Annotated in this window: 19 protein-coding genes; 9 read left to right on the top strand and 10 right to left on the bottom strand. The window is 73.7% G+C overall.

Features of this window, described 5'->3' with window-relative positions; genetic code table 11:
• Nucleotides 1–54: 54 nt before the first annotated feature.
• Together JYK04_RS09680 and JYK04_RS09675 are read right to left on the bottom strand one after the other, a co-directional pair.
• On the bottom strand, nucleotides 55–1,380 hold the full coding sequence (locus tag JYK04_RS09680; protein ID WP_189746163.1) for an MFS transporter: 1,326 nt from the start codon (nucleotides 1,378–1,380) through the stop codon (nucleotides 55–57).
• A 69-nt stretch (nucleotides 1,381–1,449) separates the two neighbouring features.
• On the bottom strand, nucleotides 1,450–2,478 hold the full coding sequence (locus tag JYK04_RS09675) for a DUF8017 domain-containing protein (RefSeq protein WP_189746161.1): 1,029 nt from the start codon (nucleotides 2,476–2,478) through the stop codon (nucleotides 1,450–1,452).
• A 96-nt stretch (nucleotides 2,479–2,574) separates the two neighbouring features.
• On the opposite strand from JYK04_RS09675, the gene JYK04_RS09670 reads away from it, so the two are divergent.
• The 3 genes from JYK04_RS09670 to JYK04_RS09660 all read left to right on the top strand — a co-directional run bounded on the left by JYK04_RS09670 (nucleotide 2,575) and on the right by JYK04_RS09660 (nucleotide 6,490).
• Nucleotides 2,575–3,027 (top strand): DUF4442 domain-containing protein, encoded by a 453-nt coding sequence (locus JYK04_RS09670; protein WP_181382609.1) that lies wholly within the window; start codon nucleotides 2,575–2,577, stop codon nucleotides 3,025–3,027.
• 222 nt (nucleotides 3,028–3,249) lie between these two features.
• The gene (locus JYK04_RS09665) at nucleotides 3,250–5,760 is read left to right on the top strand and encodes a glycoside hydrolase family 3 protein (RefSeq protein WP_189746160.1); all 2,511 of its coding nucleotides are present in this window, start codon (nucleotides 3,250–3,252) and stop codon (nucleotides 5,758–5,760) included.
• A 58-nt stretch (nucleotides 5,761–5,818) separates the two neighbouring features.
• Nucleotides 5,819–6,490, top strand: coding sequence for a DedA family protein (locus JYK04_RS09660; RefSeq protein WP_189746158.1), 672 nt, complete (start codon nucleotides 5,819–5,821; stop codon nucleotides 6,488–6,490).
• 115 nt (nucleotides 6,491–6,605) lie between these two features.
• On the opposite strand, the gene JYK04_RS09655 is transcribed toward JYK04_RS09660, so the two are convergent.
• Nucleotides 6,606–7,151 (bottom strand): gamma carbonic anhydrase family protein, encoded by a 546-nt coding sequence (locus JYK04_RS09655; protein ID WP_189746156.1) that lies wholly within the window; start codon nucleotides 7,149–7,151, stop codon nucleotides 6,606–6,608.
• Between the two features lie 139 nt (nucleotides 7,152–7,290).
• Here JYK04_RS09655 and JYK04_RS09650 point away from each other — a divergent pair, with 139 nt between their 5' ends.
• Nucleotides 7,291–8,037, top strand: a complete 747-nt coding sequence (locus JYK04_RS09650; RefSeq protein ID WP_189746154.1) for an acyltransferase — start codon at nucleotides 7,291–7,293, stop codon at nucleotides 8,035–8,037.
• A gap of 13 nt (nucleotides 8,038–8,050) precedes the next feature.
• Here the strand turns inward: JYK04_RS09650 and JYK04_RS09645 are convergent, their stop codons facing one another.
• Nucleotides 8,051–8,917, bottom strand: coding sequence for a DMT family transporter (locus JYK04_RS09645; protein ID WP_189746152.1), 867 nt, complete (start codon nucleotides 8,915–8,917; stop codon nucleotides 8,051–8,053).
• A gap of 105 nt (nucleotides 8,918–9,022) precedes the next feature.
• Here JYK04_RS09645 and JYK04_RS09640 point away from each other — a divergent pair, with 105 nt between their 5' ends.
• The gene (locus JYK04_RS09640; RefSeq protein WP_189746150.1) at nucleotides 9,023–9,673 is read left to right on the top strand and encodes a helix-turn-helix domain-containing protein; all 651 of its coding nucleotides are present in this window, start codon (nucleotides 9,023–9,025) and stop codon (nucleotides 9,671–9,673) included.
• On the opposite strand, the gene JYK04_RS09635 is transcribed toward JYK04_RS09640, so the two are convergent.
• Entirely contained in the window at nucleotides 9,670–10,074 is a 405-nt protein-coding gene (locus JYK04_RS09635) for a CoA-binding protein (protein WP_189746148.1), read from the bottom strand. The two genes, JYK04_RS09640 and JYK04_RS09635, sit on opposite strands and share 4 nt — an antisense overlap.
• A 360-nt stretch (nucleotides 10,075–10,434) precedes the next feature.
• The gene (locus JYK04_RS09630) at nucleotides 10,435–10,959 is read right to left on the bottom strand and encodes a hypothetical protein (RefSeq protein WP_189746147.1); all 525 of its coding nucleotides are present in this window, start codon (nucleotides 10,957–10,959) and stop codon (nucleotides 10,435–10,437) included.
• 79 nt (nucleotides 10,960–11,038) lie between these two features.
• Between JYK04_RS09630 and JYK04_RS09625 the strand changes: the two genes are divergently transcribed.
• From JYK04_RS09625 to JYK04_RS09615, 3 genes are all read left to right on the top strand, one after another.
• Nucleotides 11,039–11,665, top strand: coding sequence for a YigZ family protein (locus JYK04_RS09625; RefSeq protein ID WP_189746145.1), 627 nt, complete (start codon nucleotides 11,039–11,041; stop codon nucleotides 11,663–11,665).
• 85 nt (nucleotides 11,666–11,750) lie between these two features.
• Nucleotides 11,751–12,920: an exonuclease SbcCD subunit D gene (locus tag JYK04_RS09620; RefSeq protein WP_189746144.1), complete on the top strand. Its 1,170-nt coding sequence runs from the start codon at nucleotides 11,751–11,753 to the stop codon at nucleotides 12,918–12,920.
• On the top strand, nucleotides 12,917–15,928 hold the full coding sequence (locus JYK04_RS09615; RefSeq protein ID WP_189746142.1) for an AAA family ATPase: 3,012 nt from the start codon (nucleotides 12,917–12,919) through the stop codon (nucleotides 15,926–15,928). Before JYK04_RS09620 ends, JYK04_RS09615 begins: the two co-directional genes overlap by 4 nt.
• Here JYK04_RS09615 and JYK04_RS09610 read toward each other — a convergent pair.
• Nucleotides 15,918–16,364 carry an Lrp/AsnC family transcriptional regulator gene (locus JYK04_RS09610; RefSeq protein ID WP_030008650.1) on the bottom strand — a complete coding sequence of 149 codons (447 nt, stop codon included), beginning with the start codon at nucleotides 16,362–16,364 and terminating at the stop codon, nucleotides 15,918–15,920. The two genes, JYK04_RS09615 and JYK04_RS09610, sit on opposite strands and share 11 nt — an antisense overlap.
• 94 nt (nucleotides 16,365–16,458) lie before the next feature.
• Between JYK04_RS09610 and JYK04_RS09605 the strand changes: the two genes are divergently transcribed.
• On the top strand, nucleotides 16,459–16,989 hold the full coding sequence (locus JYK04_RS09605) for a rhodanese-like domain-containing protein (RefSeq protein ID WP_189746140.1): 531 nt from the start codon (nucleotides 16,459–16,461) through the stop codon (nucleotides 16,987–16,989).
• A 153-nt stretch (nucleotides 16,990–17,142) separates the two neighbouring features.
• Here JYK04_RS09605 and JYK04_RS09600 read toward each other — a convergent pair whose 3' ends face one another.
• The 3 genes from JYK04_RS09600 to JYK04_RS09590 form a co-directional block, all read right to left on the bottom strand.
• On the bottom strand, nucleotides 17,143–18,846 hold the full coding sequence (locus JYK04_RS09600; protein ID WP_189746138.1) for a DUF885 domain-containing protein: 1,704 nt from the start codon (nucleotides 18,844–18,846) through the stop codon (nucleotides 17,143–17,145).
• Between the two features lie 237 nt (nucleotides 18,847–19,083).
• Complete coding sequence (locus tag JYK04_RS09595; RefSeq protein WP_189746136.1) at nucleotides 19,084–20,568, bottom strand: GNAT family N-acetyltransferase; 1,485 nt, start codon at nucleotides 20,566–20,568, stop codon at nucleotides 19,084–19,086.
• A 145-nt stretch (nucleotides 20,569–20,713) separates the two neighbouring features.
• On the bottom strand, nucleotides 20,714–22,282 hold the full coding sequence (locus tag JYK04_RS09590) for an alkaline phosphatase D family protein (RefSeq protein WP_189746134.1): 1,569 nt from the start codon (nucleotides 22,280–22,282) through the stop codon (nucleotides 20,714–20,716).
• Nucleotides 22,283–22,312 lie beyond the last annotated feature (30 nt).

The following is a 22,312-nucleotide window of genomic DNA, read 5'->3' as shown; positions in this document are numbered from 1 at the left end:
GCCGGGGCCGACGCTGCGTCGGTGGCCGATGGCGCGTCAGCGGTGGACGGCGCGTCAGTGGCGGACGGCGTCGGCGGGGGTCTGCTCGGCCGTCGCCGCGGCGGCCGCGACCGCCCCGGCGACGGTTTTGCCGTGCGCCCCGCGGGTCATGCGGCGGACGTCCGGGACCAGCAGGACGAGGGCGGTGGGCACGACGACCAGGACCGCGCAGCCCCACAGGGCCTGGGTGCGCCCGAAGGCCGCTTCGGCGGGCCCGGCCAGGGCGGTGGCCACCGGAAGCATCGACACCGAGCCGAACCAGTCGTACGCGGTGACCCGGGAGAACTTCTCCTCCGGGATCTCCTGGTGCATCGCGGTCATCCAGTTCACTCCGAAGACCTCGATCGCGGCACCGCTGACGAACATCACCACGCACAGCCCCCATACGGGCAGCGGCACGGCAAGTCCCGCCGAGGGCAGCGCCAGCGGAAACACGCACAGGGTGCCGACGAGCAGCAGGCGGCGCGGTTTCCAGGCCATCATCAGGACGGCCCCGGCGATGGTGCCGATGCCGAAGAAGGCCAGGGCCACGCCCCAGGGCGCGGGCCCGCCCAGCTGGTCCCGGGCGACCAGTGGTCCGTAGACCGCGTCGGCGGCGCCGACCACGGCCACCACGACGGAGAACTGGAGCACGATGCTCCACAGCCAGGGCCGGGTCCGGACCTCCACCCAGCCCTCGCGCAGATCGGACAGCAGACCGCCGCCGGGCGCCCGGTCGGGCACGTGGCTGACGTCGAGGAAGGCCCGCAGGGCGCCGGCGACGGCGAAGGCCGCCGCGTCGGCGGCCAGGACCCAGCCCGGGCCGACCGCCGCGATCATCGCTCCGCCGAGGGCCGCGCCGCCGATGCCGGCGCCGTTGATCGCCATGCGGAAGAGCGCGAAGGCCCGGTTGGAGTGTTCGCCGGAGACGGTGGAGAGCAGCATGCCCTCGGCCGCGGGGTTGAAGAAGGCCGTACCGGTGCCGCACAGGGCGGTCAGCAGCATCATCTGCCACAGCTGGGGTTCGCCGGCGAGGACGAGGGCGGCGAAGGCTGCCTGCGAGAGGCAGTTCAGGGCGTTGGCCGCGACCATCACGCGGTGGCGGGGCAGCCGGTCGGCGATGGCGCCGCCGATGAGCAGGAAGAGGACGAGCGGCAGCGTGCGGGCCGCCGCGATCAGGCCCACGTCGCCGACGGACCCGCCGGCCTCCAGGACCGCGAAGGCGGCCGCGATGTGAGCTCCCTGGCTCCCCAGGTTCGTGATGACCGCCGCACCCGTGAGCAGGCTGTAGTTGCGGCCGGCCCAGTCGGGTCGGCGGCCCTTCGCGGGTGTACGGGATGGTGCGGTGCGGGGAGAACTCACCCCCGGACTATCCCCGCCCCGGGCCGAGAATCCAAACGGATTGCCGGCCCGGGACACGGGACGAGGGGATCACGGGGTGGTGAGCCGGATGGAACTGATGACCTTGTCGGAGACCTCGGTCGGCACCTCGTCCTTCACGCCGGCCGCGCTGACGAGCACGAAGCTGGCGAAGTCACCGACGGCGTTCTTGAAGCCGAAGCCGACGGCCTTGCCGTCGGTGGAGCACTTGTGCTCCTTCTTCAGGTTCGGAGCGGTCGCCGTCACCATGTGGCCCTTGATCCCGGAGGAGGTCGTGTACTCCTTGGCGGCGCCCACCTTGACCGTTCCCTTGGGCTCCTTCTGGGCGAATGCCGCCCAGACCCAGGCGCCGGTGTTGTCGGTCGCCACCTGCGCGGTGTCCTTGGCGCCCTGGGCGCCCTTGATGCCGGTGTCCGCGACCGAGAACTTCTCGACCCTGCCGTCCGCGTCCTTGTCGACCGTGCACCACTCCTCCTTGAGGGTGGCGGTGCCGGTCATCGTGATGAGCGGCGAGCCGTCCTTCTTGACCTCGTCGGAGATGGAGAGGATCGCGCCGGATTCGTTGACGTTCCACTCGGGGGGCACGTCGTAGCTGACGCCGTACTTCGTGTTGACGACGACCTTCCAGCCCGGGATGACGGGCTGGGCGCTGCCGCCGGCCCGCGGGTTCGGGCTGCTGCCGGCCGGGGCGGGTGCCTCGGAGGCCGGCGCCGAGGGGCTGGCCGCCGGCTTGTCGTCGGCCTCGGTCTTCTTGTCGTCCCGGGTCAGGACGAACGCGCCGGTCGCGGCGGCCACCACGACGACGGCGGCCACGGCGACGATCGCCACGGTCTTGGTCGAGTACGGGCTCCCGCCGCCGGTGGCGGGCTGGGGCTGCTGAGGCAGCTGGGGCTGTCCCCACTGCTGGCCGGGAGCGCCCTGGGGCGGCTGGTACCCCGGCTGCTGCGGGTAGCCGTAACCGGGCTGCTGCTGGTACGGGTTCGGCTGCCCCGGCTGCCCCGGCTGCTGCTGGTACGGGTTCTGTTGCGCGTCCTGAGGGTTCTGTTCGCCCCCGGGCGGCTGCTGCTGTCCTGGCCACATGGCCGGTAACGATAGTGGCCGTGGCCGCGGGGAGCCACGGCCGCCCCCTTGGGAGCCCTGGTCAACGAGGACTACTCGCGGGTAACATCGAGTTCCATGAGCGCAGATCAGATGAACGTGGGCGAACTGCTCGCCGCGACCGTACCGATGGCCCGGACCCTGAACCTCCAGTTCCTGGAGACCACGCCCGAGCGCGCGGTCGTGCGGCTTCCGGACCAGCCCGACTACCACAACCACGTCGGCGGCCCGCACGCCGGCGCGATGTTCACCCTCGCCGAGTCCGCGAGCGGCGCGATCGTCCTGGCCGCCTTCGGCGACCAGCTCTCGCGCGCCGTCCCGCTCGCCGTGAAGGCCGAGATCGGCTACAAGAAGCTCGCCAAGGGCGTCGTGACCGCCACCGCCACCCTCGGCCGCCCGGCCGCGGAGGTCATCGCCGAACTCGACGCCGGCGGCCGCCCCGAGTTCCCGGTCACCATCGCCATCCAGCGCGAGGACGAGGCCGTGACCGGCGAGATGACGGTCGTCTGGACCCTGCGCCCCAACGCGTGACGAACGGCGCCCGCCGACCGCTGCGGCCACGGGCCGGCACCCCGTAGGGGGGTGCCTCGCCCATCGGGCGGGGCGGCGGCGCGCCGCCGCTGCCGGAGGGCTGAACCTCGGCGCCGCGGTGGCGCGTCTCGGCGGGCCCGGCGGGCGAGCGACGCACAGTGGGCGCGGGAGCGGTCCGGCGCGGGCCGCTCCCGCCGCCGACGCACGCCGCAGGGAGCGCCCATGAGCGAGGCCGTGTCCAGACGTTCCGCGATGCGACTGCTCGCGGCGGCGGGCACGGCGGGCACGGCTCTCGGAGCGGGCGCCTGCGCGCCCGGGGTGCCGCCGGGCGCGGGGGCCCGGAAGGCGCCGCCCGTCGCGCCGGCCGCCGCCGAGGCCAAGGGCGCCGCGCGCATCGAAGCCCTGCTGGAGCGGCTCACCCTCGACGAGAAGACCGCCCTGCTGCACGGAGCCCCCGATCCCACCGGCCTCGGCCAGGCGGGCTACGTGCCCGGCGTACCGCGCCTGGGCATCCCGGCGCTGCGCCTCGCCGACGGGCCCGCCGGGGTGCGGGTCACCCGACCCGCCACCGCGCTGCCCGCGCCGGTCCTGCTCGCCTCCGCCTTCGACCCGGGGCTCGCCCGAGAGTACGGCCGCGTGATCGGCCGCGAGGGCCGGGCGCTCGGCCAGGACGTCCTGCTGTCACCCATGGTCAACCTCATCCGCACCCCCTACGCGGGCCGGAACTTCGAGACCTTCGCCGAGGACCCGCGCCTGACCGCCGACCTGGTGGCCGAGATGATCCGGGGCATCCAGGACGAGGGCCTCATCGCCACCGTCAAGCACTTCGCCCTCAACAACCAGGAGCACGGCCGCGACACCGTCGACGTGATCGCCGCCGAGCAGACCCTCCACGAGACCGAGCTGCGGGGCTTCGAGGCCGCCGTGGCGGCCGGCGTGGGCGCCGTCATGGGCGCCTACAACAAGGTCAACGGCGTCCACGCCTGCGAGAGCAAGGCGCTGCTCGACGAACTGCTGCGCGGCAGCTGGGGGTTCGACGGCTGGGTGATGTCCGACTGGGACGCCACCCACAGCACCGTCGCCGCCATCGGCGCCGGCCTCGACATGGAGATGCCCGGCGGCACCCACTTCGGCGGACCTCTGCGCGAGGCCGTGCGCGGCGGCTCCGTACCGGAAGGCGCCGTCGACCTGGCCGTCCACCGGATCCTGACCACCATGGACCGCTTCGGACTGCTCGCGGCCCCGCCCGCCGCACGGCCCCCGCGCGACGCCGCGGCCGGGGCGCGGACCGCCCGCAAGGTGGCCACCGCAGGAGCGGTGCTGCTGCGCAACGAACACGGCACCCTGCCCCTGACCGGCGCCGCCGCCCGCTCGATCGCGGTGATCGGACCGACCGGCCAGGTGCCCTTCGTCAGCGGTGGCGGCAGCGCGCACGTGGTCCCCGACGGGGCGGCCGCACCGCTCACCGCCATCCGGCGACGGGCCGGGAACGGTTCGACGGTCCACTACGCCCTCGGTGAGGACCTGTACGGGCGGCCGCTCCCGGCGAAGCTGCTGACCCCGTCCGTCGACCTGGACGGGCGGGCCGTGGACCCCGGGCGCGTATGGAGCCACGAGGGGGAGTTCCGCCTCGCGGCCGACGACGAGTGGACCCTGCTCGTCCACTACACCGGGAAGCGGCCCGTCGTACGCCTGGACGGCGAGGAGCTGTTCCCCGTCCGGCAGGGCGTGGCCGAGTACTTCGCCGGCGGACTGCTCGGCTCCGCACCCGACGGCATGAGCGTGCGCCGCACCACCCTCGCCCTCGAGGCCGGCACCCACCGGCTCGCCGTCACCGCCGAGGGCGGGGACAAGGGCCAGCGCTTCCGGCTCCGGCACACCAACGGGGCGATCCGCGCCGCGGACCTCGCCGAGGCCGTGAGAACCGCGAAGTCGGCCCGCAGCGTGGTGCTGTTCGCCTACGAGGACGCCACCGAGGGCCGGGACCGCACCTCCCTGGCACTCCCGGGCGGGCAGGAGCAGCTGATCGAGGCGGTGGCCGCCGCGAACCCCCGTACGACCGTCGTGCTCAACACCTCCTCCAGTACGACGATGCCGTGGCTCTCCCGTACCGGAGCGGTCCTCCAGATGTACTACCCGGGCCAGGAGGGCGCGGGAGCCACCGCCGACCTCCTCTTCGGGGACGCGGACCCCGGCGGCCGCCTCACCCAGACCTTCCCGGCCGACGAGCAGGCCACCCCGGTCGGCGGCGACCCGCTGCGCTACCCGGGCGTGGGCGGCCGGCAGGAGTACTCCGAGGGCATCCACGTCGGCCACCGCTGGTACGACGCCGAGCGGGTGACCCCGCTGTTCCCCTTCGGGCACGGGCTCTCGTACACCACCTGGCAGTACGAGAAGCTCACCGTCCGGCCGGAGCGGGCCGGGCTGTGCGTGGAGTTCACCGTCCGCAACACCGGTCGCCGCAAGGGCACCGAGGTGGCCCAGGTGTACGTCGGGCCGTCCGCGGATCTGGAGCTGGACCAGCCGGTGCGGGCGCTGGCCGGCTACCGGCGACTGGTCCTTGCGCCGGGCGAGGCGGAGCGCGTCAGGATCGACATCGGCGAGCGGGCGCTGTCGTCATGGGACCCGGAGCGGCACGCCTGGGTGCTGGGTTCCGGCCGACGGCAGGTGTTCGTGGGCCGTTCGTCGCGCGAACTGCCACTGAGGTCCAAGGCGGTCGTGACGAGCCGATAGGCTGCCCGTTCGGTGTGTCACAGGGGGCGCGCCGGGGACGACACGGGAGGACGTACCGGTGCACATCCAGGAATGGCTGGAGACGATTCCGGCGGTCAGCATCTATCTCCTGGTGGGTCTGGTCATCGGGCTGGAGAGCCTCGGCATCCCGCTGCCGGGAGAGATCATCCTGGTCAGCTCGGCGCTGCTGGCCTCGCAGCACGGGGAGATCGACCCCGTGGTCCTGGGGCTCTGCGCGATCGCCGGGGCGATCGTGGGCGACTCGATCGGCTACGCGATCGGCCGCCGGGGCGGCAAGCCGCTGCTGGAGCGGCTGGGCCGGCGCTTCCCCAAGCACTTCGGACCCCAGCAGGTGGCGCTGGCGGAACGCTCCTTCGAGAAGTGGGGCATGTGGGCCGTCTTCTTCGGACGGTTCGTGGCCCTGCTGCGGATCTTCGCCGGTCCGCTGGCGGGCGTGCTGCGCATGCCCTACTGGCGCTTCCTGGTCGCCAACGTCCTCGGTGGCATCCTCTGGGCCGGCGGCACCACGGCCGTCATCTACTCGGTCGGAATCGTCGCCGAGCCGTGGCTGAAGCGGTTCTCCTGGCTGGCCCTGGCGCTCGCCGTGCTGTTCGGGCTCGCGGTCACGCTCGTGATGCGCAGCCGGATGAAGAAGGCGGCCGCGGCCGCCGGCGCCGCCGAAGCCGAGATCCCCTCGCAGCAGGCGACCCGGGCCGCAGTCGGCGAATGACGGCAGCGGGACGACCGCAGCCGCACCGGCCGGACGAGGACCGGGCGGCCGGCCGGCGGAACCGGGGCGGGCGCAGGGGCGGGCGCCGGGGTTCCCGGCGCCCGCAAGACACCCCCTAAGAGCCGGGGGTCACCGAGGCGCGGTGCTGCTTGGCCAGCTCCACGTACATCAGGGCGTTGACCTTGATGCCCTCGCGCTCCTCGTCGGTCAGCTCACGGCGCACCTTGGCGGGCACGCCCGCCACCAGTGAGCCTGGCGGCACGACCATGCCCTGCGGGACCAGGGCCTGCGCGGCCACCAGCGAACCGGCACCGATCACGGCGCCGTTCAGCACGGTCGCACCCATGCCGATCAGGCAGTCGTCCTCGACGGTGCAGCCGTGCACGACCGCGTTGTGGCCGATGGAAACGCGCTCCCCGATCGAGACCGGGAAGCCGGGGTCCACGTGGACCGTGCAGTTGTCCTGCAGATTGCTGTCGGCGCCGAGCGTGATCGGGCCGCAGTCGGCGCGCAGCACCGCCGAGTACCAGACGCTCGCGCCCGCTGCGAGGGTGACGTCGCCGACCACGACCGAGGTCGGAGCCGTGAACGCCGTCGGGTCGATGTCCGGGTTCTTGCCGCCGACACCCGCCACGAGTGCCTGGGCCGCCTGGTACGTCATGTTCTCTTCCTCTGCCGTCTGTCGTCCGGTTGCCGCGCTAACGGCACCGTAGGCCACGTGTGCCGCCGCACCGGCGATGGGGTGAAGATCACAGGAGTGTGGCCGGGGCGAGCGGGGCCCGGCGCACTACCGTGGCCGGGTGCCGAAGAAACAGAACACGTTCTCATCTCTGACGGCCGCGCGCCGCCGTCTGGCGAGCCGTGTGGTCCACACCGGCTGGCGCTGGATGCAGCAGGCCGGTGCGGTCACCGCGCAGACCCCGGGGCGGCTCAGGTTCGGCGCGATCGGGGACGGCACCCGGCTCGCCTTCCCCCAGGGGACCGTCTTCGGCGAGCGGTGGATCCGGCTCGGCGGGCACTGCATCATCGGCGAGCAGGTCACCCTCACCGCCGGGATGATGCCGGACCTCGACCTGGGCTCCGAGCCGATGCTGGTGCTCGGCGACGGAGTGGTCATAGGCCGGAACAGCCATGTCATCGCCGACGCCCGGATCACCATCGGCTCGAACACCTTCTGCGGACCCGGGGTCTACATCACGTCCACCAACCACAGCTACGACGACCCGCACGAGCCCATCGGCCGGCAGTGGCCGCGCAGCGCACCCGTGGAGATCGGCCCCGGGTGCTGGCTCGGCACCGGCGCGGTGATCCTGCCGGGCGCGCGCCTCGGCCGCAACGTGGTGGTGGCCGCGGGCGCCGTCGTACGGGGAGAGGTCCCGGACCACGCCGTGGTGGCCGGGGCGCCGGCGCGCATCGTACGGCGCTGGGAGCCGGAGACGGGCTGGCAGCCGCCCCTGCGCACGCCCACGCCGGTGCCGATCCCGGACGGGATGACCCCGGAGCAGCTGCGCGGTCTGGCCGAGCTCGCGGAGGCCGAGCAGGCCTAGACGCGGGAGTCGCTCAGCCCGCGGCGAGGAGGACCGTTCCGGCGAGGGCCAGGCCGGCGCCCGCGGCCTGGACCGTGCGCAGCCGTTCCTTGAGTACGGCGAAGGCGGCGAGCGCGGTGATCACCGGGTAGAGCGAGGACAGGACGGCGGCCATGGTGACCGGGCCGTTCTGGGCGGCTATGGAGTACGTGCCGTTCGCCGCGACGTCCGCGAGGCCGACGAAGGCCAGGGCGGGCAGCAGTCCCCACAGGAGCTTCGGGCCGGCGCCGGCCGGGAGGGCGGGTATGCCGCGCCGGGTCTGCGTCCACAGGGCGGCGCCACCCACGGCGACATTGGTGACCCGCTGCACGAACAGGGCGAGGAACAGCCCGGTGACGGTGCCGGACGCCTCCGCGATCAGGGCCATCACCGCGCCGAAGCCGAAGGCCGCGACCAGGGTGAGGACGACGGCCTGCCGCTGGACGGGCGCGCCGCGCAGCTCCGGGCCGCCCGCGAGGACGATGCCGACGACGGCCACCGCGATCCCCGCGAACTGGCCGAGGCCGGGCCGCTCGCCCAATATCAGCCCCGCGGTGACGGGCACGACCACGCCGAGGGAGCCCAGCGGCGAGACCACGCCCATCGGGCCGAGCGCCAGCGCCTTGTAGAAGCTCAGCATGGCGACCGGCCCGACGAGGCCCGCGCCGACCGCGAACCACAGCTGCGGACCGGCCTCCCGCCAGGCGCCGGTGCCGAGGACCACCGCGCCGAGCACGACCACGGCGACGACCTGCGAGACGACGACCACCGTGAGCGCCGGGATCCGGCGGGTCAGCAGCCCGCCGCCGAAGTCGGCGAGCCCCCACAGCACGGCTGTGGCCAGGGCGAAGAAGGCGGTCATGCGGGCCTCGCAGTACAGTGCGGTGAACGCTGGAGTGCAGCATCGAATACAGAACACGTTAGTGCACTCTGTTGGACTGTGTCATCCAGGATATTGGACGGAACGGTGTCGGACCTCGAACAGCTCACCCAGGCGCTCGCCCGGAACCTCAAGCGGTGGCGCGGCGAGCGCGGCTTCACCCTGGACTCCCTGGCGGCCCGCGCGGGAGTGAGCCGCGGGATGATCATCCAGATCGAGCAGGCCCGTACGAACCCCAGCGTGGGCACCACGGTCAGGCTGGCCGACGCGCTGGGCGTCAGCATCTCCGCGCTCCTCGACCACGACCGCGGCCCGCAGGTCCGCATCGTCCAGCCGGACCAGGTGGTGCGGATCTGGTCCAGCGAGGCGGGCAGCTCGACGACGATGCTGATCGGCACCGACGAGCGCGGGCCGATGGAGCTGTGGACGTGGCACCTGGTGCCGGGCGAGGGGACGGACTCCGTCGCGCACCCGTCCGGCACCATCGAGATGCTGCACGTCACGGCCGGGGAGCTGACGCTGGTGGTCGGCGAGGAGGAGTTCCGCGTCCCGGCCGGGGCCGCGGCCGCCTTCGAGGCGAACCTCACCCACTCCTACCGCAACGACGGCTCCGTACCGATGGAGATGACCCTCGCGGTGTCGGTCCCGCCGGTCTCGGCGCCGCTGCCCGCGCACGCCCACGGCGGTGGCCCGGCCGCGTCCGCGGGCCAGGCCCAGGGCTCTCCTCTTCCGAGCTAGAGCGCCGGGATCTCGATCGCGGGGCAGCGGTCCATGACCATCGACAGGCCCGTCTCGCGGGTTCGGGCGTACGCGGCCTCGTCGATCACGCCGAGCTGGAACCAGACGGCCTCGGCGCCGACGGCGACGGCCTGGTCGGCCACCGGCCCGGCCAGTTCGCTGTTCACGAAGACGTCCACCACGTCCACCTTGAACGGGATGTCCGCAAGCGAGGCGTACCCGGGCTCCCCGTGCACGGTCTCGGCCTTGGGGTGCACGGGGATCACGCGCTTGCCGAACCGCTGGAGCACCCGGGCCACCCCGTAGGCCGCGCGGTCCTGGTTGTTCGAGAGCCCCACCACGGCCCAGGTGTCGCCGAGCTCGGTGAGGATCTTGCGGATGGTTGCCGGATCGCCGTACACGTGTGCCGCCTCCTGATGGGCTTGTCCCCGCCGACCCTGTCCGCAGCTTTCTCCACCGCGTCGGACCGGCGCTCAGCCGCATCAACCGAAAACTCCCGGGCGCGATTCCCCGGCGCCCCTGTTCATCGGCTGCCCGACGCCGCCGAGCGGGTACGCGCGCCGGACGGCTTCCCCGAACTGCGGCCGTGCGAAGAGGGCATCATCGACGTCGCGGGGACATATGGCTTCTCACGCACTGCCGGCCAACGCCTCGGCGGACGCCGACCACACGCTGTCCTGCCGCCGAGCGGTGATGCCGCGGGCCTGCGGGAAGCGGGCGTGGCGTCGGGGCGCGGGAGGCTCCGGGCCGTGCTGGGCCGCCTACCCCGCTGACGGGTCCACGTTCCAGGCCGGCGGCAGGGACGCGTCGCAGAAGACGCAGACGAAGTACTCGTCCCGGACGATGTTCAGCTGCGCGCAGGCCGGGCAGCGGCGGAAGACCACCTCGTGGGTGAAGCCGGACGGGTGTCCGATCCCCGCCGCGTCCAGCGCCTGCGCGACGGCCGGCCACGAGCCGGCGTCCGGGCAGTAGCCGGTCGACTGGTTGCTCACCGCACGGACCACCCACCGCCCGGACTCCCGCCCGAAGGCGATCTCCCCGGCGCTCAGCACCGCGCCACCGCCGGCGCAGACCACGTGCTCGCTGCGCCGCGGCGCGAGCCGCAGCACACCGGCGCGGTCCACGACGAACGTGACGGGCTCGGACAGCTCGGCCGCCGCCGGGCCCGAGGCCCAGTCCTCGAACTCCGCGGCCGAGCGGATGCTCCGGCCCTCACCCCCCGGCCGGACGAGCGCCCTCAGCTCCGCCGGTCCCACGTACCGGTAGTTCCACCCCCGCAGCTCCATGCCCGCCAACTTAGGGGGTGGGGCCCCGGCCCCGCTCCGGACGGGCGGGGGCCCGTTCTGCACCGCTTAGGGTGGTGAGGTGAAGGCAGACCAGTACGTGACGGTGGCCCGTGAGGGCATGCACGAGTCCGAGATCAACCGCTCGCGCTTCCTGTGCTCGCTCGCGCCCGCCGCGACCGAGCAGGAGGCCCAGGACTTCGTCGCGCGCATCCGCAAGGAGCACCCCACCGCCTCGCACAACTGCTTCGCCTACGTCGTCGGTGCCGACGCGTCCGTCCAGAAGGCCAGCGACGACGGCGAGCCCGGCGGCACCGCCGGGGTGCCCATGCTGCAGATGCTCATGCGCCGCGACATCCGCTACGCGGTCGCCGTCGTCACCCGCTACTACGGCGGTGTGAAGCTCGGCGCGGGCGGCCTGATCAGGGCCTACGGCGGGGTCGTCGGCGAGGCCCTCGACGAGCTCGGCACCGTCACCCGGCGCCGCTACCGGCTGGCCACCGTCACCATCGACCACCAGCGGGCCGGCAAGACCCAGAACGATCTGCGCTCCACCGGCCGGACCGTGGTGGACCTGCGCTACGGGGCCGAGGTGGAGATCGAAGTGGCCCTCCCGGAGGCGGACCTGCCCGCCTTCGAGGCATGGCTCGCCGACACCACCGCAGGCAGCGCCGGTCTCACCCTCGGCGGAGAGACGTACGCGCCCTGAGCGCCCCCGGGGACGGGTTAGCGTAGAGGGGTTCAGCGAGCGGGAGACGACCAGGGGGAGACGGCATGCGCGACGGGGCCGGCGAGTGAAGTTCCTGCACACCTCCGACTGGCACCTCGGCCGGGCCTTCCACCGGGTCAACCTGCTCGGCGCCCAGGCGGTCTTCATCGACCACCTCGTCGAGACCGTGCGCGAGCGCGAGGTCGACGCCGTCCTCGTCGCCGGCGACATCTACGACCGGGCCGTGCCCCCGCTGCCCGCCGTGGAACTGTACGACCGGGCCCTGCACCGCCTCGCCGACCTCGGCGTGCCCACCGTGATGATCTCCGGCAACCACGACTCCGCGCGCCGCCTCGGCGTCGGCGCCGGGCTGATCGGCCGGGCCGGGATCCACCTGCGGACCGACCCGGCCAGCTGCGCCGACCCCGTCGTCCTGGCCGACGTACACGGTGACGTGGCGCTGTACGGCCTGCCGTACCTGGAGCCCGCCCTGGTCAAGGACCAGTTCGGCGCGGAGAAGGTCAGCCACGAGGCGGTCCTCGGTGCCGCCATGGACCGGATCCGGGCCGACCTGGCCACCCGCGCGCCCGGCACCCGTTCGATCGTCCTCGCGCACGCCTTCGTCACCGGCGGACAGGCCAGCGACAGCGAGCGCGACATCACCGTCGGAGGGGTCGAGGCCGTGCCCGCCTCCGTCTTCGACGGCGTGGACTACGCCGCCCTGGGCCACCTCCACGGCAGCCAGACGATCGGCGAACGGGTCCGCTACTCCGGTTCCCCGCTCGCCTACTCCTTCTCCGAGGCCGACCACCGCAAGACCATGTGGCTGGTCGAACTCGGCGCGCAGGGCGAGATCGCCGGCGCCGAGAGGATCGACACCCCCGTCCCGCGCACCCTCGCCCGGCTCCGCGGACGGCTGGAGGACCTGCTCCAGGATCCGGCGCACCAGGTCCACGAGGACGCCTGGGTCGAGGCCACCCTCACCGACCCGGTCCGCCCCGACGACCCCATGGCCCGCCTCGCGGCCCGCTTCCCGCACACCCTCACCCTCGCCTTCGACCCCGAAGGCCGCCGGGAGGAGACCGGCGCCTCCTATGCCCAGCGGCTCAAGGGCCGCAGCGACCAGGAGATCGCCGAGGACTTCGTCGCCCACGTGCGCGGCGGCGGTCACGCGGACGAGGCCGAACGGGCCGTCCTCCAGGGCGCCTTCGACGACGTACGGGCCGACGACAGCCACCGGGAGACCCACCGATGAGGCTGCACCGGCTGGCCGTGACCGCCTTCGGACCGTTCGCCGAGCCCCAGGAGATCGACTTCGACGCCCTGTCCGGCGCCGGCATCTTCCTGCTGCACGGACCCACCGGCGCCGGGAAGACCTCCGTGCTCGACGCCGTCTGCTACGCGCTCTACGGTTCCGTGCCCGGCCCCCGCCAGGCCCCCGGCACCAGCCTGCGCAGCGACCACGCAGCCGCCCACACCCCGACCGAGGTCACCCTCGAACTCACCGCGGGCGGCCGCCGTCTGGAGATCACCCGGCGGCCCGAGCAGGAGCGCCCGAAGAAGCGCGGCACGGGCACCACCAAGGACAAGGCCCAGAGCCGGCTGCGCGAGCAGACCGGCACGGGCTGGGAGCCGCTCAGCCGCTCCCACCAGGAGATCGGCGAGGAGATCGAGCAGCTGCTCGGCATGAGCCGCGAGCAGTTCTGCCAGGTCGTGCTGCTGCCGCAGGGGGAGTTCGCCCGCTTCCTGCGCGCCGACGAGGCGGCCCGCGGCCGGCTGCTCGGCCGGCTCTTCGACACCCGCCGGTTCGCCGCCGTCGAGGCCCTGCTCGGCGAGCGCCGCCGGGCCGCCGAGGCCAAGGTCCGGGCCGGCGACGAAAACGTCCTCCACACCGCTCAGCGGCTCGCCCAGGCCGCCGGCGACAGCGCCGACCTGCGGGCCTGGCCGATGCCCGGACACCAGCCGGGCGACCCCGGGCTCGCCGAGGCCGTCCGGGCCTGGGCGGCCGTCGCCCGGTGCGCGGCCCGCGAGCGCCTCGACGTCGCCGAGTACGCCCTGGCCGCCGTCGAGAGCCGGCACGCCGCCGCCCGGCGGGCCGCCGAGGACGCGAGGGAGCTCGACCGGCTCCAGCGCCGGCACGCCGAGACCCTCCGCCGGGCCGCCCTGCTCGCCGAGGCCGAGCCCGAACGGGACCGGGTGCGCGGCCTGCTTGACCGGGCCCGGCGCGGCGCCCTGGTGGCCCCCGCCCTGGAACTGCGCGGCGCCGCCTCCGCCGCGCACCTCGCCGCCGCGCACGCCGAGACCTCGGCCCGGGCGCAGCTACCGCCCACGCTGAAGGAGGCGGGAGCCGAGCAGCTGGCGGACGTCGAGCAGCGGCTGCGCGAGGCCCTCGGCGCGCTGGGCGCGGCGCAGCGGTCCGAGCAGCGCAGCGCCGAGATCGGCCGGGAACGCGCCGACCTGGAACGGGAGTCCAGGGCCGCCGAGGAGCAGCACCAGGAGTCCGCCGAGTGGCTGGAGCGCTGGGAAGCGACCCGGACGGCGCTGCAGGAGCGCGTGGACGCCGCCCAGCAGGCCGCGACCCTGGCCGAGCAGCTCGCGGGCCGGCTGGAGCCCGCCCGCATGCAGCTGAACGCCGCCCGCCGACGGGACGAGCTCGACGCCGACGCGGCGCGTGCCGCGGGCGAACTGCTCACCCTGCGCGAGGAGTCGGCCGCCGCCCGGGAGCGCTGGCTGGAGCTCAAGGAGGCCCGCCTGCGCGGGATCGCCGCCGAGCTCGCCGAGGCACTGGTGGCCGGGGAGGCCTGCACCGTGTGCGGGTCCGCGGAACACCCCGCTCCGGCCCGTCCGGCCCCCGGCCACGTGGACCGCGCCGCCGAGGACGCGGCCCACGCCCACTTCGAACGGGCCGAGCAGGCCCGGGCCGCAGTGGAGCGCCGGCTCGCCGCCGCTCGGGAGGCCCGCGCCGAGGCCGCGGCCGCCGCCGGGGAGGCCGCCACCGCCGAACTCCTGGACCTGACCGCCGACCTGAGCGACCGTCATGCCGCCGCCCACGCCGCGGCCGCCGGCCTGCACGCCGCCCGGGAGCAGCTCGCCCGGGCCGAGCGGGAGCACGCCGCGCGCAGCGCCGACCGGCAGGGCGCCGAGACCCGGGCCGCCGCCAGGGCCTCCCGGCGCGAGGCCCTGGACCGCGAACAGGCCGGGCTGGAGACCGAGCTCGCCCTCGTACGGGACGGCGCCCCCACCGTCGCGGCCCGCGCCCGCACCCTGGAGGACCGGGTCCGGATGGTCTCCGGCGCGGCCACCTCGCTGCGCCGGGCCGAGACCACCGCGGCCCGGCTGAAGGAGGCCGACGACCAGCTCGCCGACGCCGCGTTCAAGGCCGGCTTCGACACCATCGAGGCCGCCGCCGACGCGGTACTCCCCGAGTACGAACGCACCGCGCTCCAACACCGGCTGGACGCCTGGCAGACGGAGGAGGCCCTGCTGGCGGACCGCCGCGGCGAGACCGGCGCCGCCGAGGCGGCAGCCCTGCCTCCGGCCGCACCGGATGCAGCCGACGCGTACGCCGCCACCGCCGCGGCGAAGCTTCGTACGGCGGGGTCGGCGGCCGACGCGGCCCGGGTGCGCTGTACGGAGCTCGACCGGCTCTCCCGGCAGGCCGAACAGGAACTGCGCGCGCTCGGCCCGCTGCGGGAGGCCTACGACCGGGTCGCCCGGCTGGCCGGACTCACCGCCGGCACCTCCGCCGACAACGAACGCAAGATGCGCCTGGAGGCCTACGTACTGGCCGCCCGCCTGGAGCAGGTGGCCGCCGCCGCGACGGTACGGCTGCTGCGCATGTCCGGCGGCCGCTACACCCTGGTCCACTCCGACGCGCGGGCGAGCGGACGGGGGCGCTCCGGCCTCGGACTGCACGTGGTCGACGCGTGGACCGGCAGCGAGCGGGACACCGCCACCCTGTCGGGCGGCGAGACCTTCTTCGCCTCGCTCGCCCTGGCCCTCGGCCTCGCGGACGTGGTCACGGACGAGGCGGGCGGGATGCGCCTGGACACCCTCTTCATCGACGAGGGCTTCGGCAGCCTCGACGACCAGGCGCTGGACGAGGTGCTCGACGTACTGGACTCGCTGCGCGAGCGGGACCGGAGCGTCGGCATCGTCAGCCACGTCGCCGACCTGCGGACCCGGGTCCAGGCCCAGCTGGAGATCGTCAAGCAGCGCGGCGGCTCCGTGGTGCGCCACCGGACGGCGGCGCTCACGGACTGAGCGGCCTGCGGGGCAGCGGAGAGGAGTAGACGATGCTCGTCGTCACCGAACCGAGCCCCGCGATCCGGCCCGTGACCTCCTCCAGGTGCGACATCGAGCGGGTCGCGACCTTGAGGACGAAGCAGTCGTCACCCGTGACGTGGTGGGCCTCCAGGATCTCCGGGGTTGCCTCCAGGAAGTCGTGGAAGGGCTTGTAGTTGCCGTGCGGGTAGCGCAGGCGCACCAGGGCGAGGATCGACTTGCCGAGCCGTTCCGGGTCCACGACCGCCGTGTAGCCGGTGATGATGCCGGTCTCCTCCAGTCGGCGGACCCGCTCGGTGACGGCGCTCGCGGACATGGACACCGAGCGTGCGAGCTCGGTGAAACTGGCGCGGCCGTCCCGCTGGAGGGCTTCGAGGATCCGCCAGTCGGTTGCGTCAGGGGAATAGTCGGTCATGGTGCAGGTCTAGCAGGGGATTCCCCGGTCGGACAAGGAAAAGGCCGGGGAAACCCACTTCCGACAGTGATCAACAGATCGTAGATTTCTTGCCATGACGACGACGCAGACGCACGCGAATCAGCCGGGCCCCGCCGCCCCCGCCACCACCAACCCCGTGCTCCGGGTGCCCCCGGCCTCCCCGGCCGCGGCCGCCGCGTACTTCGCCGCGAGCCTGGCCTTCCACGCGGACGTGTCGGATGTCGCCGCCGCCTTCAAGGCCCACCGCGAGCAGGGCGCGGAGCTCGGCTTCCAGCTCGTCGATTCCCGCTCCACCCCGTCCTGGGACCAGGCCCACGTGCCCGGCGCCGTCCACCTGCCCACCGCCCTCATCCCCGAGCAGGCCGAGCGGCTCCTGGACAAGAACGTCCCCGTGGTGACGTACTGCTGGGGCCCCGGCTGCAACGGAGGCACCCGCTCCGCCCTCGCCCTCGCCGAACTCGGCTTCCAGGTCAAGGAGATGCTCGGCGGCATCGAGTACTGGATCCGCGAGGGCTTCGAGGTCGAGACCTGGCAGGGCAGCCAGCAGCGCGCCGAGGCCGACCCGCTGACCGCGCCGACCGACTCGGACGACTGCGGCTGCTGAGGTGCGCGCCGTACGGGCTGTGCGCCTGTACGGCGCCGCGGGCCCGTACGGGCTCACGAGGACGGGCCGCTCATCCCCCCGGGAATGAGCGGCCCGTCCGTCCTTCACCGCCGGGCGGCCGGGCAGCCGGGCCGCCGGGCCGCCGGTCAGCCGTCAGAGCTTCGAGAGCTCGTCCACCAGATCGTCCAGCCCCAGCGAACCCTGCGACAGCGCCGCCATGTGCCAGGCCTTCAGGTCGAAGGAATCGCCGTGCGCGGCACGCGCGTTGTCCCGGCCCAGGAGCCAGGCGCGCTCACCCAGCTTGTAGCCGATCGCCTGTCCCGGCATCGACAGGTAGCGGGTCAGCTCGCTCTCGACGAAGTCCGCCGGCCGGCCGCTGTGCAGGCCGAAGAACTCCTGCGCCAGGTCGACCGTCCACTTCTCGCCCGGGTGGAACGGCGAGTCCGCCGGGATCTCCAGGCCCACGTGCATGCCGATGTCCACGATGACCCGCGCCGCACGCATCATCTGGCAGTCCAGGTAACCCAGGCGCTGCTCGGCGTCCTTGAGGTAGCCCAGCTCGTCCATCAGACGTTCCGCGTACAGCGCCCAGCCCTCGGCGTTCGCGCTGACCATGCCGACGGTGGCCTGGTAGCGGGAGAGCTGGTCCGCCACGTGGGTCCACTGCGCGAGCTGCAGGTGGTGGCCCGGCACGCCCTCGTGGTACCAGGTGGACACCAGGTCGTACACGGGGAAGCGGGTCAGGCCCATGGTGGGCAGCCAGGTGCGGCCCGGGCGGGAGAAGTCCTCGGAGGGGGACGTGTAGTACGGGGCCGCGGGACCGCCCGGCGGGGCGATGCGGGACTCCACCTTGCGGACGCGTTCGGCGAGTTCGAAGTGCGTGCCGTCGAGGTTCTCGATGGCCTCGTCCATCAGGCCCTGCAGCCAGGCCTGGACCTCGTCCACGCCCTCGATGTGGGTGCCGTGCCGGTCCAGGTGCTTCAGCGCCTCCCAGGGGCCGGCGCCCGGGAGGATCTTGGCTGCCTCGGACTTCATCTCGGCGAGCAGCCGGTGGTACTCCGACCAGCCGTAGGCGTACGCCTCTTCCAGGTCCAGGTCGGTGCCGTTGAAGAAGCGGGCCCAGCGGGCGTAGCGCTCGCGGCCCACGGTGTCGGGCTTGCCCTCGACGGCCGGGGCGTACACCGAGCTCATCCAGTCGCGCAGTTCGACGACGGCAGCGGTCGCTCCGGCGGCCGCGGCGTCCAGTTCGGCGCGCAGGGAGTCCGGACCGGCGGCGACGAAGCCCTCGAAGAAGGGAGCCTCGGAGCCGTCCTGGCCGACCCAGGTCGTGAGCTGGCCGATCATGGTGGTGGTGGCGCGGGGGCCACCGTACAGGCCGCGCTCCAGGCCGAGCCCGAGGCTCTCGCGGTAGCCGTCGAAGGCGGCCGGTACGGCGCGCAGGCGCTCGGCGATCGCCGCCCAGTCCTCGTCGGTGTCGGCGGGGGTCAGGGAGAAGATCTCACGGACGGAGTGCGCGGGGCTGTGGATGTTGCTGACCGCGCACAGGTCCTCGTCGGCCTCCAGCACGGCGAGCTCGGCGGTGAGGCGCTCGCGCAGCAGCCGGGCGCAGCGGCGTTCGGCGTCGCTGTCGGCGCCGGGCGCCTGCTCGGCCGCGTCGAGGCGCGTGAGGGTCTCCCGGATGAGCTCGGCCACGGCGGCACGGCCCGCCGGGGAGAAGTCCGGGAGCTTGCTCGAACTCGCGGCGACACCGAGGTAGGTGCCCGTGATCGGGTCGAGGGCGATGAGGTCGTCGACGTACGCGTCGGCCACCTGGCGGGGCAGCCGGTGTGCACTGCCGTTGTGGAGGGTCTCTGACATGCGGACATCTTCGTATGCGGGACGGGTTCCCGTCATCACCCATTGCCGTCGGACTGCTGACGTGGGCCGGAGCGGGGTCGGCCATGCGTGCGAAGAATCTTCAACCACCGTGCTGGACAAGCGACTTCACGCACCCGGGGCGAAGGTCGCCGGGGACGGGGCGCTCGCAGCTTGGCCGGATTCCGCCGGATCGCGCCGGAGCCGGGACCCTGTCGGGGTCCCGGTCCGGACGGATCGTCAAGGGCGGCGCCGCGGAGCCGGCTGCTCGTGCGGGAGCTCCTGCGGGAGTTCGCGGGGGAGTTCGTAGGGCAGCCGGGAGCTGACCGGGGTGGCGTCGAGCCGGGCCGTGATCACCAGGGTGCCCTCCTCGATCTGGTAGTCGAGGGGGAGGCCGAGGCCGCGCATGGCGGCGACCATGCCGGTGTTGGAGGCCTGGGTGACGGCGTACACGCTGTCGCACCCGGCCTCGACGGCCATGGCGAGGAGTCGGCGCAGCAGCTCGGAACCGATGCCGCGGCGCTGCCAGTCGTCCTCGATGAGCAGCGCGACCTCGGTCTCGTCGCCGTCCCACAGCAGGTGGCCGAGGGCGACGAGCTTCCCGGAGGCGGTGGTCGCGGCGAGGGTGCGGCCGAAGCGGGGGCTCAGCAGGTGGCCGAGGTAGCGGTCGGCGTCGTGCACGGGGCCGTGGTAGCGCAGCGACAGCGTGCGCTCGGAGCAGCGGTCGTGCATGGCGCGGGCCGCCGCCCGGTCGGAGCCGTCGGCGCGGCGCACGGTGATCTCGTTGCCCTCGGGGAGGGTCAGTACGTCCTGGCTGCGCGGGACGCGGGGGCCGAGGCGGGCGTCGAGCTCGACGAGGGCGCGGGCCCGGGCGAACTCGGTCGGGGTGAAGGGAAGGTAGGGCCGCTCCACGGTGATCGCACCGCCGGAGGGGTCGCGCAGCCGCATGACCGTGGCCTCCAGGACCCCCTCGACCGGGGCGTCCGCGCCGGCGTTGGGGCGGCCGGAGAGGGTGGTCGCCGGGATCGAGTGGATCGTGCAGCGGCCGAGCAGCTGGCGCAGGGCGAGGGGCAGCTCGGCGGCGTCCAGGGCGGTGCGGGTGGCGAGGCCGAGGACCCGCGTGGGGGTGTCGACCAGGTCGTGGGCGTCGGCGCGCTCGATCCAGGTGCTGTGGCCGCCGGCCCGGGAGATCGCCCGGGCGAGGTCGGCGGAGGGCAGTTCCTGCGGGGCGCGCAGCAGGAACTCGTCGACCGTGCCGCCCTCGGGGAGCGGGTGCGTCTGGAGGGTCAGGATGTCGACGCTGTTGCGGGCGAGGGCGGTGCAGAGGGCGGCCAGGGAGCCCGGCTCGTCCCGTACGGTCGTGCGCATCCGCCAGAGGGCGGTGCTGCTCGCGGTCGCGGTCGCGGTTGCGCTCGCTGTCGCGCTCGCCGTCGAGGTCGCGCCGGAGCCCGTCGACGGGAGCGGCTCCGGAGCGCCGGGGGCTGTGCTCCCCGGCGGGGGCGCATGGCTGTGCCGCCGCGCCCACCAGGTGTGGAAGGCCGCCGTCACCAGGAGTACGACGGCCGAGGCCACGAGCAGGACCGGGCCCCTCGGGCCGTGCACGACGAGATTGGCGAGGGCGTCGGCGACCGCGACGGCGCAGAACATTGCGGCGAGTTCGACGACGTCGCGGCGCCAGTGGTGACGGTGGGGACGGTGGGCGGAGGCGGGGTTACGGTCAGTCATGCACACCACTGTGGCGCAGGGGTGTTGCGTGATCACGAACGATCTGTGACCGACTGGTTAAGTGTCCATCTGGCCGATTTCACCCAGTTTTCGGGGCCATTTCCGGATCGCAGGCCGGAGAGTCCGTCTCCGGGGCTTCCGGGCGTCACTGGCCCACGCGCCCGGGCTGGAGCGTCCGGGTGAAGAGTACGACCCCTCCCTGGCGGCGCAGGCGGACGGTGAGTTCCCCGCTGCCGCCGTCGATGTCGACCTCGCCGTAGTACGGAGGGTTCTCGGACGGTGACATGTTGGCGAAGGGAGCCGACTGTACGTACGCCGTCTCCGGGCCGAAGGTGGCATCGAGCCGCCCGGCCGGGAAGCCGCCGGCGCCGATCGGGCCGGACACGAACTCCCAGAACGGAGCGAAGTCGGTGAAGGCCGCCCGCTCGGGCGCGTAGTGGTTCGCGGCGGTGTAGTGGACGTCGGCCGTGACCCAGACGGTGCCCGTGATGCGCTGGAGCTTGATGTGCCGCAGGAGCTCGGCGATCTGGAGCTCGCGGCCCAGCGGAGCGCCCGGGTCGCCCTGGGCGACGGCTTCGAAGTTCGCGGCCCCGTCGGGGACGACGATGCCCAGGGGCATGTCGGCGGCGATGACCTTCCAGGTGGCGCGGGAGCGGGACAGCTCGCGCTTGATCCAGGCCAGCTGCTCGGGGCCGAGGATGCCGATGGGGTCCTCGGCCTGGGTGCCCGGGGAGTTGGCGTTGCGGTAGGTGCGCATGTCGAGCACGAAGACGTCGAGCAGCGGGCCGTACCGCATCACCCGGTACATCCGGCCCTCGGCGCGGCCTCCGCGCAGGTCGGTGACGGGGAAGTACTCGCCGAAGGCCTGGCGGGCGCGGGCGGCGAGGGTGTCGGCCTCCTTGACGGTGTAGCGGGGGTCGTCGATGAGCTGGCCGGGGTACCAGTTGTTGCGCACCTCGTGGTCGTCCCACTGGGCGAGGACCGGCACTTGGGCGTTGAAGCCGAGCAGATTGTGGTCGAGCAGGTTGTAGCGGAAGTTCCCGCGGAACTCGTCGAGCGTCTCGGCGACCTTCGCCTTCTCCTCGGTGGTGACGTTGCGCCAGAGGCTGCCGTCGCGCAGCGGGGCGGTGGGCTTGATCGGACCGTCGGCGTAGATCGTGTCCCCGCTGAAGAGGAAGAAGTCGGGGTTGCGCAGTCGCATCTCCTCGAAGACGCGGTAGCCGCCGAGGTCGGGGTTGATGCCCCAGCCCTGGCCCGCCAGGTCGCCGGACCACAGGAAGCGCACGTCGTGGCGGCGGGAGACGGGGGTGGTGCGGAAGGTGCCGTGGACCGGCGGGGAGCTGCGGCGGGGGTCGTCGGGGTCGGTCAGGACGACCCGGTAGTGGATCTGCTGGCCGGGCGGCAGATCGCGCAGCACGGTGGTTCCGGTGAAATCGCTCGACGGGCCGAGCAGCGGACCGCGGTGGCGTCGTACGGCGTAGCGGAACGCCTCGCTCGGGGAGGTCTCGACGTACATCCGCGCCAGGCGGTCGGAACGGGTCCACACGGTGGCCGAGTGGGCGGTGATCTCGCCGGACTGGACGCCCCAGAGCGCGCCGGGCCGGCCGGAGCGGGCGAAGGCGGGGGCGGCGAGCGCCGGGGCGGCGATCAGCGCTGAGGACAGGGCGAGGGAACCGCCGATGAGGGACCGTCGGGTGTGCGGGATCGATGCCATCGGTACGTCTCCTGGGGCCGGCGAGGACGG

This window comes from Streptomyces nojiriensis (assembly GCF_017639205.1).
Classification (GTDB): domain Bacteria; phylum Actinomycetota; class Actinomycetes; order Streptomycetales; family Streptomycetaceae; genus Streptomyces; species Streptomyces nojiriensis.
The sequence above is the reverse complement of the archived record's forward strand: the minus strand, read 5'-3'. Positions and strand labels throughout refer to the sequence as shown.